This window comes from Novosphingobium sp. Chol11 (genome assembly GCF_900218065.1).
In the GTDB taxonomy this organism is placed as follows: Bacteria; Pseudomonadota; Alphaproteobacteria; order Sphingomonadales; family Sphingomonadaceae; genus Sphingobium; species Sphingobium agri.
Genome location: NZ_OBMU01000001.1, coordinates 1,120,507 through 1,136,942 on the forward strand (window position 1 = coordinate 1,120,507; position 16,436 = coordinate 1,136,942).

A 16,436-nucleotide genomic window follows, 5' to 3' on the forward strand; every position below is an offset into this window, starting at 1 on the left:
TGCTCGGCAGGACCATCACCAGGATGGAAGGGTCCGCCCGCTTCATCGCGCTCATCAAGCTTGCCAATGTCGGGCTGACGCTGATCTGGGGCTTTGCTGTCACTTATGTTTTCGTGCGTGTCCTGCCGCTGCGCGAATTTCAGGCGTTCCTGCTGCTGGTCGCCTTTGGCAACTTCACCATTTCAGCAGAATTTGGCCTGACCAGCATCATTTATGCCCGGCTGCGGCGCTACTGGCTGGGCCATGGGGAGGGGAGCGCTGATGGCTTCCGGCGTGAGGAGATGGGCGTCCTTTTCCTGTTCCTCGCCATGCTGATCCTTGGCGGTGTCGTGATCCTGCTGGTCGCGCTTGTGGCTGGCGGGCTCGATACGACGATGCCGCTTCTGTTCATCCTCTTCTTCATCTCCGCCTGCATCAACTTGCCCGCCTTGCTCGCCAAAAGAGCGCTGGCGGCGGTGGACGGGAATTTCATCTGGGAGATGCTGGATTGCGTGCGGCGGCTGATGACGATCGCATTGCTGCTGCTGATCCTGAAAGGATTGGACGCGCGCCTGTCGGTTACGCTGCAAATTTTGATCAGCCTGACCGTGATCGGATATGCCATCGCGCTGGTGCATCGCCGGTTGGGGATGACGGCGCAGGACTGGCTCGCCTTCAGTCGGGGTGGGGCGCATGTGCGCACCCATTATCTGCAGGACATCGGTGCCTCTGCGCTGTTCACCATCTCGGAGATCGTGGCCTATAACGCACCCTATTTCACCATAGCGACTGCCGCCCAGGACGCCCGGCCGATGCTGCTCTTCGACTTTTTCTTCAAGATGTCGCGGGCGCTTTCCATGGCGATCCGGGCGATGGTGGAAGCCGCGCTTCCCCGCATAACCCGCGCCTTTCATGCCGGAGAACGCGCTCGACTGCGTCAGTTGCTGATCCGCGCTTTGTCAGTTGCTGTCGTCTTTGCGCTCACCGCCTCGGCTGCGCTCCTGCTGGTCGGGCAGTGGATTTTCACCAAACTCTTTGCGGGCCGCGCCGCAATCGGCATGGTCGACCTGTTGCTGATTGATGGAGCCTTGCTGGCGCTCACCATGATCTGCGTGTCCGTCTATGTTCAGGCGGCGTTGGGACGATTTTCAGATCTGCTCAAGCGCTCGCTACCATTCCTTGCGGGATCGCTTCTCAGCGTGCCGCTGGCCATGCTGTTCGGGGATTGGTTCGACCGGGGGTTCCTCGCGCTCTACGCGCTGACGATGATCCTGGTTGCCGCGCTACACGCGCTTTCCTTACGCCGCCTCCTGGCTGAAACGGCCGCGCGATGAAGGTTGCGATGATCGATCCGTCGCTCTTTACCGGGCGATATGATGACAGTCTGTGCGCGGCCTTGGCCGGCCAGGGCGCTGACGTGGCCCTGTTCGGACGGCCGATGCGCCAGACGGATGCCATCACGCCGGAAGGATATCGCTACGAGCCGCACTATTTCCGGCGGAGCGAGGCGCTGCGCACAAGACTGGGCGAGGGGAAGGCTTTCCGGCTGCTCAAGGCCGCCGAATATGGCACGGATTGCGCTTTTGGTCGGACCAGCGCTCTGGCAGCAGCAGATGTCGCTCATTTCCAGTGGTTGCCGCTCGCGCCCGCCGACCGCCTGCTCCTGCGCCGTTTGAAGGGGCGGGTGGCGCTGGTCCATACGGTCCACAATGCGGATGCCTATCATGCGGATGCTGGTGTGCAGGGCAGGGGATATCGCGCTTTGCTCGACATGTTCGATGCGCTGATCGTGCATGGCGATACGACCCGCGAGGCACTGGAGGCGCAGGGCATCGCTTCGGCGCGCATCCATGTTGTGCCGCACCCGCCGATGCGCCTTGCTTCAGCCGGTGCCGCAGATCTGGCCGCCATCGCCGACCCTTCCGTGCCGCGCTTGCTCTTCTTCGGCACGATCAGGCCCTATAAGGGCGTCGACATATTGATCGACGCATGCCTCTCGCTCTGGCGGGCCGGTCATGTCTTCGAACTGGTCCTTGCCGGGAAACCCTTCATGGACATCGGCCCGCTGCTCGACAGCGTGAACAAGGCGGGCTTTGGCAACCGGCTGATCACCGATCTTGGCTTCCTCTCCGAGCATCGGCTCGACGCCCATATGGCGAAGGCGGATGCCATCATCTTTCCCTATCGCCATATCGATTCCAGCGGTGCGTTCCTTTCGGCCCTGCATCATGGCAAGGCGATGGTGACATCGGACGTGGGCATGTTCGCGGCCCTGCCCGAAGACGTGGCGATCCGTACAACGGCCGGAAATCCAGCCGATCTTGCTCAAGCCCTCTTGCGGCTCTTCCAAAGCCCCGCCATCAGGCAGACGGCTGGCGCGGCGGCACGCGCCTATGGTGAGACTATGGGCAGTTGGAAGGACATGGCCTTGGCAACGATCGGCATCTACCGCTCAGTTATGGCCACGTGCGGATGAGCCGATATGTTCGCGAACTGGCCGACCGCGCGCTGGCGGTGCGCCTCGCCATTGCGGGCCGTGTGCACCAATATCCTGAAATCCAGGCGCTTCGCCGCTTCCTCTCCGCCTTTGCGATCGATTGCGTGTTCGACGTAGGCGCCAACCGCGGGCAATATGCGACCATGTTGCGCAAGGATGCGGGCTTTTCCGGCACGATCCTGTCCTTCGAACCCAATCCCGAGATTTTTGAAGAACTGTCCCGCCGGGCAGCGTCCGATCGCAAATGGCGTGTCTTCAACCTGGCCTTGTCCGACTTCGACGGGCCAGCCAGCTTCAACATCATGGCGGCCGATCAGTTCAGCTCACTCAAGAAACCCTCGGATGAGCAGGATGCGATCTTTGCCGATCGCAATCGTGTCACGCGCACAGTCGAAATGCAGTGCAGGCGGATCGATCGGCTTTTCCCAGAGCTTCAGGCTGAGCATGGCTTTTCGCGCCCCTTTCTGAAGATGGATACGCAGGGCCATGACCTGTCGGTGTGCGAAGGCGCAGGCGCGATGATCTCCAACATGGCGGGCGTGCAAACAGAACTTGGCGTGCGGCCCATCTATGAAGGCGGGGCCAGCTATCGCGCCATGATCGACTGGCTGGGAGAGAGGGGCTTCATGCCGTCGGCCTTCTTCGCCAACAACAAGGGGCATTTTCCCCTCCTCGTCGAAATGGACGGCGTTTTCGTCAACCGGGCGCTGCTCCCGCAAGGAAGCTGATGTACGCGCCACCAGTCCGATCTGTTGATGCCCGGCGCCTATTTCTGGCGGGCGCGATCGGCCTTGCCTTATGGGTGGGCGCGACGTTCCTGTGGCATGTAACCTATCGGCAGGGCGTCAGCCTGGCTGTCATCCTGTTTCTGGATCAGGATTTCCCGGCGCTCCTGGGCGGCCTCTTCCTGATGGCTCTAGCTGCCCCTTTTGCGGAGGGTATGGGATTTCGCCTGCCCAAGCCGCGCGCGCGCGTGATCGTGCCGCTGATAGTAGTTTTCGGCCTAATCGCCTGGGCCGGTCATTATTGGCTGTTCCAGAATTATGCGATCTCGCGCGACGAGGAAGTGGCGCGCTTTGCCGCTGCCTATATGCGCGAAGGCTTGCTCGCCCGACCGATCCCCGCCGAATGGGAGCCCTACCGGCGTGCGATCATGCCGGAGTTTTTCTCTCCCTTCGGCGCCGCAGATTATTGGACCGCCGCCTATCTGCCGGTGAACAGCGCCATCCAGGCGCTGTTCTGGCGGATGGGTGATCCTAATCTTGCGGGTCCTGCACTGTTGATCGCGGGGCTTTTCGCCCTGTGGCGCGTGGCGCTGCATCTCTTTCCGACGCGGGGCGATGCTGTTTGGGTGACAATGCTGCTGGCGTTGTCGTCCACGCAGCTGTGGGTCACGGCGATGACCCCCTATGCCATGACTGGCCATTTCGCGCTCAACATGATCTGGCTCGCGCTGGTCCTGCGGGGGGGCATTGTGGGGCATGTCAGCGCGGGTGCGGTCGCACTGCTCGCCGCAGGGCTGCACCAATGGCATTTTCCGCCGATTTTCATCGCGCCCTTCATCTTGTGGATGCTGTTGTCGCGCCGCTGGGCGGTGGCCGCCTTTCACATCCTCGTCCTGGTTGCCATCGTCATCGTCTGGGCAAAGCTATGGCCGGGTTTCCTCGTCCAACTGCTTGGCCCCGCATCCGATGTACGACCATCCGCAGGGGTCGCGGACAAGGTGGGCAGCTTGTTCGAACGTTTGGGGGACCGGTGGCAGCCACTGGTCAATCTCAGCCGCTTTGCCGCGTGGAATAACATATTGATGGTGCCGCTCGCCGCGTTGGGCGTGACGGCGATGAAGTGGCGCAGCGCGCTCCGAGGCCAGGAGATCGCGCTGCCGCTGGCGCTTGGATGCTTCGCCGGTTGCGCGCTGGCGTTGGCGCAGGGCTATGGCTGGGGGTTTCGCTATGCCCATGGCTTCATCGGGCCGTTCTGTCTGCTGGCGGGGCTTGGATGGGCCCGCTTTCGGCCGGCGGCGATGCGGCCGCTCTATCTGGGCGTCGTGATCACGCTGGTCATGAGCGCCTTTCTGGTCTGGCGGACCCATGTTTTCGTTGCGCCCTATGCCGCCAGCCACCGCATGATCGATGCGTCGCAAGCCGACGTCGTCCTGGTGGACCCGCGCGGCGGTCTGTATGTCACCGACCTGGTACGTGGGCGAGACGGAGTGCCGGGACGGCCGATGGTCATGAACCTCGGCATGCTGACGCTGGAGCAGGTGGACGGGCTTTGCCAACATTATGTCGTGGAGCTGTTCGATCGGGCTGAGTTCCGGCCGCTCGGTGTGCCGCTCGCCCGCTGGAACCTTGGGCGCATGGATGCGCTGCGCGCCCATATGAAAGCGGTGGGCTGCGACAAGCCCGTCCTTCCGCCACTGGTGGAGACGATCGATGAGGCGATGAAAGCTTCGGGCGACGTGCTCTAGGGCTTGCTGCCCTTCATATAGACCCGTTTGCCGCCGATCCAGGTTTCCAGAACCTGCGTGGCCCGTACCTCGTTGGGACGAGCGACGGAAATATCCCGGTCTATCAGGATGAAATCGGCCCGCTGTCCGGGGATCAGGCTGCCGAACCGCTTTTCGGCAAAGCCTGCAAAGGCCGCCTGCCGCGTGTAGCCGTCGAGTGCGGCGTCGAAGCTTACGCGTTGCTGGGGCGTCCATCCGCCAGCGGGTTCGCCCGAGCCGTCTTCCCGACTCATCGCTACTGCCATGCCAGCGAACGGGTTGGGTGTCGTAATCGGTGCGCCCGATCCGAATGCCAGCGGGACCCTGTTGTCGAGCATCGCCTTCCAAGCATAGCCGCCGCTCAATCTCTTTTCCCCCAGACGTCCTACCGATACGCGCCAATCGGTCGCCAACCGCGCGGGTTGCATTGACGCAATGACGCCATTTTGCCCGAAGCGGGGCAGGTCGGCGGGATCGACGATGGCCGCCTGCTCGATCCGCCAGCGCCTGTCGCCCTTGTAGGTCAGCGCGAGCTCCGTGATCGCGTCCAGCACCTCGCTATTCGCTGCATCGCCCGTGGCATCGACGGCGATCTGGAAATTGTCCATCGCCGCGCGGCTCATCATGTTGCGCATCTGCGTCGAGGGGATCAGCGAATATCCACGCTGCCCGGGCGCGTCCGCATAGTCGGCCTTGAGCCACGCCCCGCGCGAGGCCAGCGATCCATCCAGATCCAGCTTCAGCCCGCCCATGCGCAGCCGGTCCTCATAGAGCCATGGCGTAGGCTCGGGTCCCGCGATCAGCACCATATTGTCGAGGCCCTGCGCATAGGAGATGATCCGCACCCGCAGCGCCCCGCGATCAGCCGACCGGCGGAACGCCTGCCAATCCTCAATCGTCGTGCCCATGTCGGCGATGCCGGTGACGCCATTGGCGAGCAGCAACTGCTGCGCCTTTTCCAGCGCGATGTCCCGGTCTTTAGGGGCGGGAGGGGGAACAACACGTTGGATCATGTCCATCGCCTTGCCCACGAACACGCCGGACGGCTTGCCTCCGGCCATTTCGATGCGACCGCCCGCTGGCGCCTTGCTCCCCGCGCTTATGTTGGCGGCCCTTATCGCAGCCGAGTTGGCCCAGCCCGCCTGACCATCAGCGCTTTCCAGCCAGACCGGCACGTCAGCCGTGGCAACATCGAGTTCAGCCGAGGTCGGGGCGCGATTGAGCCCCCAACGTTCCGCGCTCCAGCCCCGCCCGATTATCCATTTCCGCCCACCATTGGCGGCGACATATTCCCTTATCCTTGCCTGCGCCTCCGCCAATGATCGCGTCTCGGAAAGGTCGAGTGTTACCTGCGTCAGCCCCAGCGCCATGACGTGGCCATGCGCATCGATGAGGCCAGGGATCAGCGTCTTCCCGCCGCCATCCAACTGAAAGTCCAGCCCCTTGGGCCAGCTCTCGCCCTTCTTGAGTTTCCTTTTGCGGGGCGGCGCTTCATAGCGGCCCGGCAACAGCCTCTCGACCTTGCCTTCATCGTCGATCAGCAGCGCGCGAAAGCGCACCGTGCGTCCATTGGCGTCGACGGCGATGCCGTTCACATTGTCTATGACGCCGGACGCGAATGCGGGGAACGGCAGAGCGAGCGCGGTGACGGCCGCCAAAAGGACTTGATTCATGCCTTGGTGATCCGCCGGACCAGCGCGCTCGTATCCTGCCGGCTGCCACCCATCGCCTGCACATCGGCATAGAATTGATCGACCAATGCGGTCACGGGCAGGGTCGCACCATTGGCGCGCGCTTCTTCAAGGGCAAGGCCCAGATCCTTGCGCATCCAATCAATGGCGAAGCCGAAATCGAAATTGTCCTGAGCCATGGTCTTCCAACGATTTTCCATCTGCCAACTCTGCGCCGCGCCCCCCGATACAGCTTCGAAGACCTTGTCCAGATCGAGTTCGGCCGCCTGGGCGAAGCGCAGCGCTTCGGAAAGCCCCTGCAGAACGCCGGCTATGCAGATCTGGTTCACCATCTTGGTTGTCTGGCCCGCGCCTGCGCCGCCGACATGCACGATGCGCGCGGCATAGCTTTGCATGACGATCCTCGCCGCTTCGACAGCAGGCCCGGTTCCCCCGCACATGATGGAGAGGCGGCCATTCTCCGCGCCCGCCTGTCCACCTGAAACCGGGGCGTCGACGCAATGCAGTCCCCGGCTTTCGCCTTCGACGAACAGCTGCCGTGCAATCCGCGCGGACACGGTGGTGTGATCTATGAAGAGGCTGCCCGGCTTCATCGAGCGGAATGCGCCTTCCTTGCCGAGGGTCACTTGCGAAAGGTCATCGTCATTACCGACGCAGCTGATCACGATTTCGGCCTCTTCCGCCGCCTTGGCCGGGCTGACGGCGACGGCGCCGCCATAGGCCTCCGCCCATTGCTTCGCCTTGCCGATCGACCGGTTATAGACGGTCAGCTGGTGCCCGGCCTTCGCCAGATGTCCGGCGACGGGGCCGCCCATGACGCCCAGACCGATAAACGCGATATTAGCCATATGCCTCGTACAGTTAGCCGCGTGGCCTTTTGCCATAGGGCGAGATTTCGCCAAGGGCCAGTTCCTTCCGAGCTAAATTTCCGCTAGGGGCGAGCGCATGAACACGTTGAGCAAGATCGAAAGCGCAATGCCGCTGCCCGTAACCGTCGATGACATATTGGCGGCGCGCGTGCGGATTTCGGGCGCGGTCGTGCACACCCCGACGCTGATCAGCCAGACCTTGTCCGACATGCTCGGATGCAAGGTTTACCTTAAGTTCGAAAATCTTCAGTTCACCGCCGCTTATAAGGAGCGTGGCGCGCTCAATCGCCTGCTTCAGCTGGATGCTGCTGCAAAGGAAAAAGGCGTGATCGCCGCATCCGCCGGCAATCATGCACAGGGCCTTGCCTATCACGGCCGCCTCCTGGGCGTGCCCGTGACGATCGTCATGCCAGTGACGACGCCGACCGTGAAGGTCACGCAGACGCAGGGGCATGGCGCGACGGTGGTGCTGCATGGCGAGAAGTTTGACGATGCCAGCACATATGCGCGCCAGCTCGCCAAGGAACATGGGCTGACCTTCGTCCATCCCTTCGATGAACCGGACATCATGGCGGGGCAGGGCACTGTCGCGCTTGAGATGCTGGAGGACGCGCCGGAGATCGACACACTCGTCATACCGATCGGCGGCGGCGGCCTGTTTTCCGGTATGGCCACGGCGGCCAAGGCGATGAAACCTGACATCCGCATCTATGGCGTGCAGGCGGAACTCTATCCGTCCATGTACAGCCACATCAAGCAGACGAACCTGGCCTGCGATGGCGATACGCTGGCGGAAGGCATTGCCGTCAAGCAGCCTGGCGAGCTGACGCGCCGCTTCGTGGAGCGTCTGGCGGATGATGTGCTGCTCGTCGATGAACGCCATTTGGAAGAAGCGCTGAGCCTGCTGCTCCAGATCGAGAAGACGGTGGTCGAGGGCGCGGGTGCGGCTGGCCTCGCCGCGCTGCTGACGCATAAGGAATTGTTCGCGGGCCGTAATGTGGGCCTGATCCTGACGGGCGGCAACATCGATCCGCGCCTTCTGGCGAACGTGCTGCTGCGTGACCTCGCGCGCTCGGGCCGCCTGGCGCGGCTGCGCATCATCCTGCAGGATCGTCCTGGCGCTTTGTTCCATGTCGCGCGCATCTTCGATCAGGAAGCGGTCAACATCCTGGAACTGTCGCACCAGCGTATCTTCACCAATCTTCCGGCGAAGGGCCTCAGCCTGGATGTCGAATGTGAAACGCGCGATGGCGAGCATCTCGACCGTCTGATCACGGCGCTCAAAGCCGCTGGATATGAGGTCGCGCCGATCGAGGTTGCGTGATTTGCGCCTTGATCCGGGGCGGCGCATTTTTCGTGGTAAATAACCTTTTCACGGACGGCTGCGGGCGTCATAGTCTGTCCATGACTCAAGTTTGGCGCAGCGTTTTGACGGAGACCGTGGCGTGAGCGCACCATTTCGTTTCCCGCGCTTCTTCGTGACGAACCCCAGCCCGTGCCCCTACCTGCCGGGCCGCAGCGAGCGTAAGGTTTTCACTGAACTGAACGGCGACAATGCGTCGGAATTGAATGACGCGCTTGGCCGCATTGGTTTCCGCCGCAGCCAGAACGTCGCCTATCGGCCGAGTTGCGCCGACTGCTCCGCCTGTGTTTCGGTGCGTGTGGTGGCGGGCGAATTCACGCCCAACGCCACGCAGCGCAAGCTCATCCGTCGCAACAGCGACCTGGTCGTGACGGCTTGCAAGCCTTGGTCGACCGAAGAACAGTTCGAACTGCTCCAACGTTATCTCAAGGCGCGCCACCCCGGCGGCGGCATGACCGAGATGGACGAGATGGATTTCGCCGACATGGTCGAACAGACTCCGGTCGAAAGCCATGTGGTCGAATATCGCGAGCCGGGCAGGAATGGCCGCCCCGGCAAGCTGATCGGCGCATGCCTCACCGACCGGCAGGGCGATGGCCTGTCGATGATCTACAGCTTCTTCGATACGGAGCTGGAGCATCGCAAGGGCCTCGGCAACTTCATCATCATGGATCATATCCTGCGCGCCGCGAAAGCCGGTCTGCCCTATGTGTATCTCGGCTACTGGGTCGAAGGTTCGCAGCGGATGCAATATAAGGTCCGCTATCGTCCGCTCGAAAAGTTGAGCCGCAGCGGCTGGGTCCGTTTCGACCCGATGGAGCAGGATCGGGCCATTCAAGGCGTTCTGCCGCGCGACGAACCGCCGCTGCCGATCGAACTGGCGGGCATCTTCCGGAAATGATGATTGTTCGGAGCGCTTTTGGCGCTTCTTTAGGACCTATTTCGCGACAAGCGTGACAGCCTCGATCTTGTTGCCGTCGGGATCACGGACGAATGCGCCATAATAGTGCGCATCATAGTTCGGCCGCACGCCCGGCGCTCCCTCGTCCGTTCCGCCCAGTTCCAGCGCCAGCCGATGAAACTCCCGCACGGTGTCCCGGTCGGCTGCCTCGAAACAGATATGGACGCCGTTCCCGGATGATGCCCGTTCTCCATCCACCGGCGTTTCCACGCTGAACACCACGTCCGTGACGCCATAATCTAGCGAATGCGGATAGTCCCGGACGCTGCGATATCCCAGTAGCGCCATCAGCGGGTCATAAAAGGCCCGTGCGCGTTCGACGTCATTGGTTCCAACCGACACATGATGAAGCATGTCTCGCCTCCCGGTAGCCATGGTTTGCTGCCAGGCTAAAACCGCTGACTCAGGCTGTGGTTGCGTTGGTCGCCCTGACGACGCGTGTCGGTTAGCGGGGATCGATCACTATCGTCGTGGTTGTCGCCCCGGGATAATAATAGCCGCCAGCGATGTAGCCGGGAGCCTGCGTCGTCGTCACCATCGGTGCTCCGGGACCGCTGTGATGAACCACGGCAGGCGGTGCTGAATAAGGCGGAGCGTCATAGTCGACACCGTAGTTGCTCCGCGCTTCGCCTTCGAAGCGGCCCTCATATTCGCCGCTCATTGTCCGGCCGTTCTCATCGCGCCAGGTTCCGGTCCAGCGCCCCTCATGTTCATGAGGTGGCGGAGGAGGGCTGTCATGCGCGGTCACATCGTCATCATAGGGGACGCCCGGCCGTGCGCGATCACCATCTTGAGCATCCCAATCGACGTTGCTGCGATAGTCGCGCACACGTCCGTGATCGTCGACCATCACCGCATCATCATAATAGCGGGACCAGCCATATCCGGCGACCGGTGCCGGAAGGCCATAGCTGCCATGATCTCCGACGCGATAGGCGGGGCGGGTCCAGTAGGAAGGCAGGACATAGCCCACCACCGGCTTCCTGTAGGCACCCCACCCGCCCGGCGCATACCATCCTGCGAACCAACGGCCCTGAACGCGCGGACCCCAGCGATGAACGACGGTCCCGCGATGCATCCCGGCATGAACAGAGCGCGCGCCGGAAAAGCCTTTGCCCATCATCGGGAGCGCTGCGCCGCTGCCACTTGCCATTGCCGGTGTGGCAAGGCCGACAGCAAGGCCGGTGCCTGCCAGCATGATGCTCCAGATCCGCATGCGAAACTCCCCGTTGTTCAAGGCCGCCCCATGCGCAGCCGCGATGTTAACGGTTGGTTTAGCATGATGATCCATCCCGATCCACGCGGGTGGAGGGCGAAGCCTGTCCCGAAACGAAGCAGCTTTCAGGCCAGGCGCTTGCCGATCCGTGCCATGATCATCTCCAGCCCCTCCCGGTCGGCAGCATCGAACCGCGCTGGGGTGGGGCTGTCGAGGTCAAGCACCGCGACAACCTGGCCATTCACCTCAACCGGCACCACGATCTCCGAAGCACTTGCCGCGTCACAAGCGATGTGCCCCGGGAAAGCATGAACATCCTCGACCAGTTGTGTCTGCCCTGAAGCTGCTGCCGTACCGCAGACGCCGCGGCCCAAGGGTATGCGGATGCACGCAGGCTTGCCCTGAAAAGGCCCGAGCACCAGTTCGCCGCCTACCATGCGATAGAAGCCCGACCAGTTGAGGTCCGGCAGAAACTGCCAGATCAGGGCAGCGACATTCGCCATATTGGCGATCGCGTCGGGTTCATCATTCGTCACCGCTTCCGCAGCGGCCAGCAGATCCTTAAAGAGCGTCGCCTTGTCCCCATCGGCCGGGGCGTTGAAGTCGTACATCGGAGGTCCTCAATCCAGCCGCACCTTGCCACGGCCTTGTTTCACTGAACTGCGCGCCTTCTTGGCGTCGACGCGGCGCGCTTTGGCCGCCTTGCCCGGCTTCGTGGCGATCCGTTTCGCATCGCGCTTGTAGGCCTGCGCAATCATCTCGGCCAGCCGTTCGCGGGCGTCCTGGCGATTGGCCTCCTGCGTGCGGAAACGCGACGCCTGGATGACGATCTCTCCGCCGGAGGTCAGGCGCGACCCCGCCAGTTCCTTCATTTTCCGATATGCATGCACCGGCAATCCCAGCCGGTATAGATGGACCCGCAGTTGAACAGCCGTAGCGACCTTGTTGACATTCTGCCCGCCGGGACCGCCGGCAGTGATGAAACGCTCCTCCAGCGCTTCTTCGGGAATGTCAAAGTCCGGCATCGTCCAGATACTCCGGCCCGAAACCCGCCGCCGCGAAGGTGGAGGGCAGGGGAGCGGTCGCCTCCGCCGGGGCCTTATTCCCGCGCGGGATGCTGAGGAAACGGCTGTGCAGCAGCATCGGTCCCTCGCCCCTCCCATATACCGGGTCCCCCGCGATGCCGAAGCCAAGGCCATGCAAGGCATGCGATCGAATCTGGTGAGTCCGGCCGGTGCGCGGCGTGAAAATGACCATGGCGCGCCCATCCTTGACCGCCAATTTGCGCCACTCGGTCACGGCCGACTTGCCGTCCTTCGCTGCGATCATTCGCCATCCCTTTGCAGCGCTGCTGACCTTCTTCAGCGAAAGCTCGATGACGCCGCTATCGGGCTCCGGCACGCCGTCCAGCACCGCAACATAGCGCTTGCTGACAGTGCCCGCCTCGAACTCGGCAGCATAGCGTTTGTGCGCCTTGGGATTGCGCGCCAGCAACAGGCAACCGCTCGTGTCCCGGTCCAGCCGATGCACTGGCAGTGGCCAGCGCTGAAAACCGAATGTCAGCGATGAGAGATGGTTCTCCAGGCTCAACGAACCGTCGCGCGGCGCATCGACCGGCAGTCCGGCAGGCTTGTCGAGGATGATGGCTTCACCATCGATGAAGAGAACTCGGTCATGCAAAAGGGACAAGGAGTGATTCCCGAAGCAGTTGGAAAGATTGACGCGCGGCCTGCGTCCTATAGGTCGTGGTAGCCATGGAGAACAGGGGGCACGAGGTCCAGCAAAAGTCCGCACGGCCGAAACACGCTCAGGGTGGCGGTCGGCTCGAATGGATCGATGTTGCGCGCGGCATCGGCATCATCGCCGTTGTCGCGGGGCATGTCTGGACCAAAGGCCCTTTCCGGGACGCGCTCTACAGTTTTCACATGCCCCTCTTTTTCCTGCTCTCCGGCATGCTGTCCCGGCCGCAGCCCCCTGGACGTTTCGCGCTGCGGCAACTGTCGTCGCAGATGCGCCCCTATGCGGCGTTCCTCGCATTGCTGATCGTCGCGGATCAGATTATCGAGCCGATGAAGGGGCAGCGGCCCATTTTCAACCAATGGCCACAGGATCTCCTGCCGATCCTGCTCGGCGGGTCATGGCTACGCGGGCCCTATACCATATTCTGGTTCGTGCCTTGCCTGATGGTCTCGCGCATCCTTTTCAATGCGTTGCTTTCCCGCTGGCCAGATCCGCTGGATCGCCGATGGTTGATCACGATCATTCCCGCAATTGTGTGCGCATATGCGGTGGGAGAGATGACGAAAACCTCTGTGCTGGGATTGCTCACCGTTCCAATGGCGTTCGTGCTGCTGTGGGTGGGTGCGGCGTGGCAGCTGGTGCAGTGGGAGCGATGGATGTGGTTGCCATTGGGTGGGATCGGACTGGCGGGATTGTCAGGACTGCTCCCCACGCTCAACATGAAGGCTGCCGATTATGGTCTGCCCATCTTCTCGCTGGCTTCGGCGGTCGCTACATCGGTGCTGATCTTTCGCATATCCGTCCATCTCGCGCCCTATGGCGGTTGGTTGGCAGCGGTGGGGAGGGCGTCGCTCGTCATCATGTATCTGCATGTCGCGGTGATCCACTATCTCTCGCCGCATCTCGATGAACCTTGGCTGCTGCTGAATGCGTTGCTGCTGCCGACCGGCATCTATTATCTGCTGCGCGCCACCCCTGCCGCTCGCCGCCTTTTCCTCTGAAAAAAAAGGGGCCGGCGCACCCATCCCGCGCACCGGCCCCAATGTTGCGCCTTGCGACCCAAGGCTCAACCGCTGCACCGAGAGGGGGAGTGCAGCAAATGTCTAGCCGTGCAGCTTGATAGCCGTCTCCGCGATCCGCTTGCCCTGATAACGGGCACCTTCCAGTTCATCCTCGTCGGGCTGGCGGCTACCATCGCTATGCGCGATGGTCGTCGCGCCATAGGGTGCGCCGCCGCGAACCTTGTCGACGCCCATCTGGCCGGTGTGGCCATAATCCAATCCGACGATCACCATGCCGAAATGCAGCAAGTTGGTGATGATCGAGAATAAAGTCGTCTCCTGCCCGCCATGCTGGCTGGCGGTCGATGTAAAGGCGCCGCCGACTTTGCCGTTCAGCGCACCCCGTGCCCACAGCCCTCCGGCCTGGTCCAGGAACGCCGCCATCTGGCTCGACATACGGCCAAAGCGCGTGCCGGTGCCGATGATGATCGCGTCATAGTCGGCCAGTTCAGCGACGGACGCGATCGGAGCCTGCTGATCGAGCTTGAACCCGGCATTCTGCACGACTTCCAGCGGGGCCGTCTCCGGCACGCGCTTGATATCGACCTGCGCTCCGGCAGCGGACGCGCCTTCCGCCACGGCTTTGGCCATCGTTTCGATGTGGCCATAGGATGAGTAATAGAGGACCAGCACCTTTGCCATGACGAGTCTCCAATCTTGTTAATGCATTGAACGGAAAAAGGTTTCTTGAGGGGTTTGGCCGCCCGCCACGCCAGGGGGTGGGGCAGGGCGGGCGGCCGTAGGCTCCACAGCGGAGCCTATTCGCTGTCTACCAACACGATTTCACTGTCCTCGATCGCGGTGATCGTGATGGGCTGTCCGCCGAGGATCGCAGCTCCATCGCGCGCTTCGAACGTCTGGCCATCGATTTCGATGCGCCCAGTCGCGGGAACGAGGTACAGGTGACGTCCCTCAACGCTTTCATAGGTGACGCTCGTGCCAGCCTTCACCGTCCCGCCCAGCAACCGGGCGTCGGCACGGATGCGCAGTGCTTCCTGATCCTCGGCATAGCCGCTGGCGAGCACCACCAGCTTTCCGGAGCGATCGTCCCTGGGAAAGGGCTTCGCGCCCCAGCTCGGGGCGTCGCCCTGCGCCTTGGGGATGATCCAGATCTGGAACAGGGTGGTCGTCTCGTCCTCCAGATTATATTCGGAGTGACGGATGCCGGTGCCTGCGCTCATCACCTGGACGTCACCTGCTTCCGTGCGTCCTTTGTTGCCCAGGCTGTCCTGGTGCGTGATCGCGCCCTTGCGGACATAGGTGATAATTTCCATGTCGCGGTGCGGGTGCGGGGGGAAACCGGTGTTCGCCGCGATCTCATCATCGTTCCATACGCGGATCGCGCCCCAACCCATGCGATCGGGATCAAGATAATTGGCGAAGGAAAAATGATGGCGCGCATTCAGCCACCCATGGTCGGCATGGCCGAGGCTGTCGAATGGACGGCGTTCGATGCGGTTTGCTGCGGTGGTGTTCATTGCTGTGCCTTTCCTTGGCGGGTAACCATTCCCGCTTGCTTTCGACCTATTTAGCGATAAGGATTGTTTCTTAAATCAGCAGTGTCGAAACGGATTGTTTCCTTTATGCGCCTTCCTGATCTCGAAGCCTGGGCGATGTTCGCTGCGGTCGTTGAGCATCGCAGCTTCACTGACGCGGCAAAGGCGCTCAGCATATCGAAGGCAACAGTTTCAAAAGCCGTCACGCGCCTTGAGCAGCATCTCGAAACCAGCCTGTTCAACCGCACGAGCCGCCGCCTTGCGCTGACCGAAAGCGGAAAGCGTCTGGCCGCCCATGCTGCCCGTATTCTCGAAGAGGGCCAAGCCGCCGAAGAGGCGGCGCGGCAAGACACGGCAGAATTGTCCGGCACCATCCGGCTAGGCGCGCCGATGACGTTCGGGCTTCTCCGCATCGCGCCGCTGATTGCCGAGTTTGCCAAGCTTCACCCTGCCGTCGATGTTGATCTTCACCTTTCAGACGCGCGGATCGATATGGTCGAGATGGGGCTCGACGCCACCCTTCGTATCGCGGACATGCCGGACAGCTCATTGCGGGCGCGGCGGCTGGGCGACGTCAAGCTTCACGTCATCGCCTCGCCTTCCTATCTCGCGGAGCGGGGACGTCCTACCCATCCTTCCGACCTCGGCGCCCATGACTGTCTTTGCTATTCCAACGCCCCAACGCCTGACGTCTGGCGTTTTTCTGGACCGGGGCAGCAGAATGTCGTGATCCAGGTCAGGGCGCGCATTACCGTGAATAGCGGTGACGCGATGCTGCCCGCGTTGAAGGCGGGGATAGGTATCGCCCGGCTGCCCGACTTCATCGTCAGCGATGGCCTCGCATCAGGCGAATTGGAGGAGGTGCTGGTCGACTGGAGACCTTCGCCCCTCGGTCTGCACTTGGTCACGCCACCCTCGCGTTTGCGCCCCGCGCGGGTTGAAGCGCTGCTTGATTATATTACTCGCCATCATGGCTGCTAGGGTTCGTTGCGCAGGTGAATCCATCTTGACTCGAAATGAATCACTTCACCGGAAAATCTTTGGAAATAGATTCAAATTCCCGCGACTCGCGCAT

At 62.3% G+C, this 16,436-nt stretch carries 17 protein-coding genes; 8 read left to right on the plus strand and 9 right to left on the minus strand.

Going from position 1 to position 16,436, the window contains the following annotated elements; genetic code table 11:
• The first annotated feature begins 23 nt into the window (after window positions 1-23).
• The 4 genes from NCHOL11_RS05605 to NCHOL11_RS05620 are packed head-to-tail and all read left to right on the plus strand — an operon-like array spanning window position 24 to window position 4,946.
• A complete protein-coding gene (locus NCHOL11_RS05605; RefSeq protein WP_097092753.1) occupies window positions 24-1,313 on the plus strand; it encodes a hypothetical protein in 1,290 nt (429 codons plus the stop codon).
• Window positions 1,310-2,455, plus strand: a complete 1,146-nt coding sequence (locus tag NCHOL11_RS05610; protein ID WP_097091435.1) for a glycosyltransferase family 4 protein — start codon at window positions 1,310-1,312, stop codon at window positions 2,453-2,455. The genes NCHOL11_RS05605 and NCHOL11_RS05610 overlap by 4 nt, the downstream gene beginning before the upstream one ends.
• Complete coding sequence (locus tag NCHOL11_RS05615) at window positions 2,452-3,204, plus strand: FkbM family methyltransferase (protein ID WP_097091436.1); 753 nt, start codon at window positions 2,452-2,454, stop codon at window positions 3,202-3,204. Before NCHOL11_RS05610 ends, NCHOL11_RS05615 begins: the two co-directional genes overlap by 4 nt.
• Window positions 3,204-4,946 (plus strand): MFS transporter, encoded by a 1,743-nt coding sequence (locus NCHOL11_RS05620; RefSeq protein WP_097091437.1) that lies wholly within the window; start codon window positions 3,204-3,206, stop codon window positions 4,944-4,946. Before NCHOL11_RS05615 ends, NCHOL11_RS05620 begins: the two co-directional genes overlap by 1 nt.
• On the opposite strand, the gene NCHOL11_RS05625 is transcribed toward NCHOL11_RS05620, so the two are convergent.
• Together NCHOL11_RS05625 and NCHOL11_RS05630 are read right to left on the minus strand one after the other, a co-directional pair.
• Window positions 4,943-6,637 (minus strand): amidohydrolase, encoded by a 1,695-nt coding sequence (locus tag NCHOL11_RS05625; RefSeq protein ID WP_097091438.1) that lies wholly within the window; start codon window positions 6,635-6,637, stop codon window positions 4,943-4,945. The two genes, NCHOL11_RS05620 and NCHOL11_RS05625, sit on opposite strands and share 4 nt — an antisense overlap.
• Window positions 6,634-7,503 carry an NAD(P)-dependent oxidoreductase gene (locus NCHOL11_RS05630; protein WP_097091439.1) on the minus strand — a complete coding sequence of 290 codons (870 nt, stop codon included), beginning with the start codon at window positions 7,501-7,503 and terminating at the stop codon, window positions 6,634-6,636. Before NCHOL11_RS05630 ends, NCHOL11_RS05625 begins: the two co-directional genes overlap by 4 nt.
• A gap of 97 nt (window positions 7,504-7,600) precedes the next feature.
• On the opposite strand from NCHOL11_RS05630, the gene NCHOL11_RS05635 reads away from it, so the two are divergent.
• Window positions 7,601-8,848, plus strand: a complete 1,248-nt coding sequence (locus tag NCHOL11_RS05635) for a threonine ammonia-lyase (protein ID WP_097091440.1) — start codon at window positions 7,601-7,603, stop codon at window positions 8,846-8,848.
• A 121-nt stretch (window positions 8,849-8,969) separates the two neighbouring features.
• Window positions 8,970-9,788, plus strand: a complete 819-nt coding sequence (locus tag NCHOL11_RS05640; RefSeq protein ID WP_097091441.1) for an arginyltransferase — start codon at window positions 8,970-8,972, stop codon at window positions 9,786-9,788.
• Window positions 9,789-9,824: 36 nt separating this feature from the next.
• Here the strand turns inward: NCHOL11_RS05640 and NCHOL11_RS05645 are convergent, their stop codons facing one another.
• The 5 genes from NCHOL11_RS05645 to NCHOL11_RS05665 all read right to left on the minus strand — a co-directional run bounded on the left by NCHOL11_RS05645 (window position 9,825) and on the right by NCHOL11_RS05665 (window position 12,753).
• The gene (locus tag NCHOL11_RS05645; protein WP_097091442.1) at window positions 9,825-10,202 is read right to left on the minus strand and encodes a VOC family protein; all 378 of its coding nucleotides are present in this window, start codon (window positions 10,200-10,202) and stop codon (window positions 9,825-9,827) included.
• Window positions 10,203-10,293: 91 nt separating this feature from the next.
• Window positions 10,294-11,064: an RcnB family protein gene (locus NCHOL11_RS05650; protein ID WP_097092754.1), complete on the minus strand. Its 771-nt coding sequence runs from the start codon at window positions 11,062-11,064 to the stop codon at window positions 10,294-10,296.
• A 125-nt stretch (window positions 11,065-11,189) separates the two neighbouring features.
• Window positions 11,190-11,675: a GAF domain-containing protein gene (locus NCHOL11_RS05655; protein ID WP_097091443.1), complete on the minus strand. Its 486-nt coding sequence runs from the start codon at window positions 11,673-11,675 to the stop codon at window positions 11,190-11,192.
• A gap of 9 nt (window positions 11,676-11,684) precedes the next feature.
• On the minus strand, window positions 11,685-12,089 hold the full coding sequence (arfB, locus tag NCHOL11_RS05660; protein WP_097091444.1) for an alternative ribosome rescue aminoacyl-tRNA hydrolase ArfB: 405 nt from the start codon (window positions 12,087-12,089) through the stop codon (window positions 11,685-11,687).
• Window positions 12,076-12,753: an RluA family pseudouridine synthase gene (locus NCHOL11_RS05665; protein ID WP_097091445.1), complete on the minus strand. Its 678-nt coding sequence runs from the start codon at window positions 12,751-12,753 to the stop codon at window positions 12,076-12,078. The genes arfB and NCHOL11_RS05665 overlap by 14 nt, the downstream gene beginning before the upstream one ends.
• A gap of 65 nt (window positions 12,754-12,818) precedes the next feature.
• Between NCHOL11_RS05665 and NCHOL11_RS05670 the strand changes: the two genes are divergently transcribed.
• Window positions 12,819-13,805 carry an acyltransferase family protein gene (locus NCHOL11_RS05670; protein ID WP_097091446.1) on the plus strand — a complete coding sequence of 329 codons (987 nt, stop codon included), beginning with the start codon at window positions 12,819-12,821 and terminating at the stop codon, window positions 13,803-13,805.
• Between the two features lie 102 nt (window positions 13,806-13,907).
• Here the strand turns inward: NCHOL11_RS05670 and wrbA are convergent, their stop codons facing one another.
• Window positions 13,908-14,507 (minus strand): NAD(P)H:quinone oxidoreductase, encoded by a 600-nt coding sequence (gene wrbA, locus NCHOL11_RS05675; protein WP_097091447.1) that lies wholly within the window; start codon window positions 14,505-14,507, stop codon window positions 13,908-13,910.
• A gap of 116 nt (window positions 14,508-14,623) precedes the next feature.
• The gene (locus NCHOL11_RS05680; protein ID WP_097091448.1) at window positions 14,624-15,343 is read right to left on the minus strand and encodes a pirin family protein; all 720 of its coding nucleotides are present in this window, start codon (window positions 15,341-15,343) and stop codon (window positions 14,624-14,626) included.
• Window positions 15,344-15,448: 105 nt separating this feature from the next.
• On the opposite strand from NCHOL11_RS05680, the gene NCHOL11_RS05685 reads away from it, so the two are divergent.
• On the plus strand, window positions 15,449-16,342 hold the full coding sequence (locus NCHOL11_RS05685) for a LysR family transcriptional regulator (protein WP_097091449.1): 894 nt from the start codon (window positions 15,449-15,451) through the stop codon (window positions 16,340-16,342).
• The last annotated feature ends 94 nt before the right edge of the window (window positions 16,343-16,436 follow it).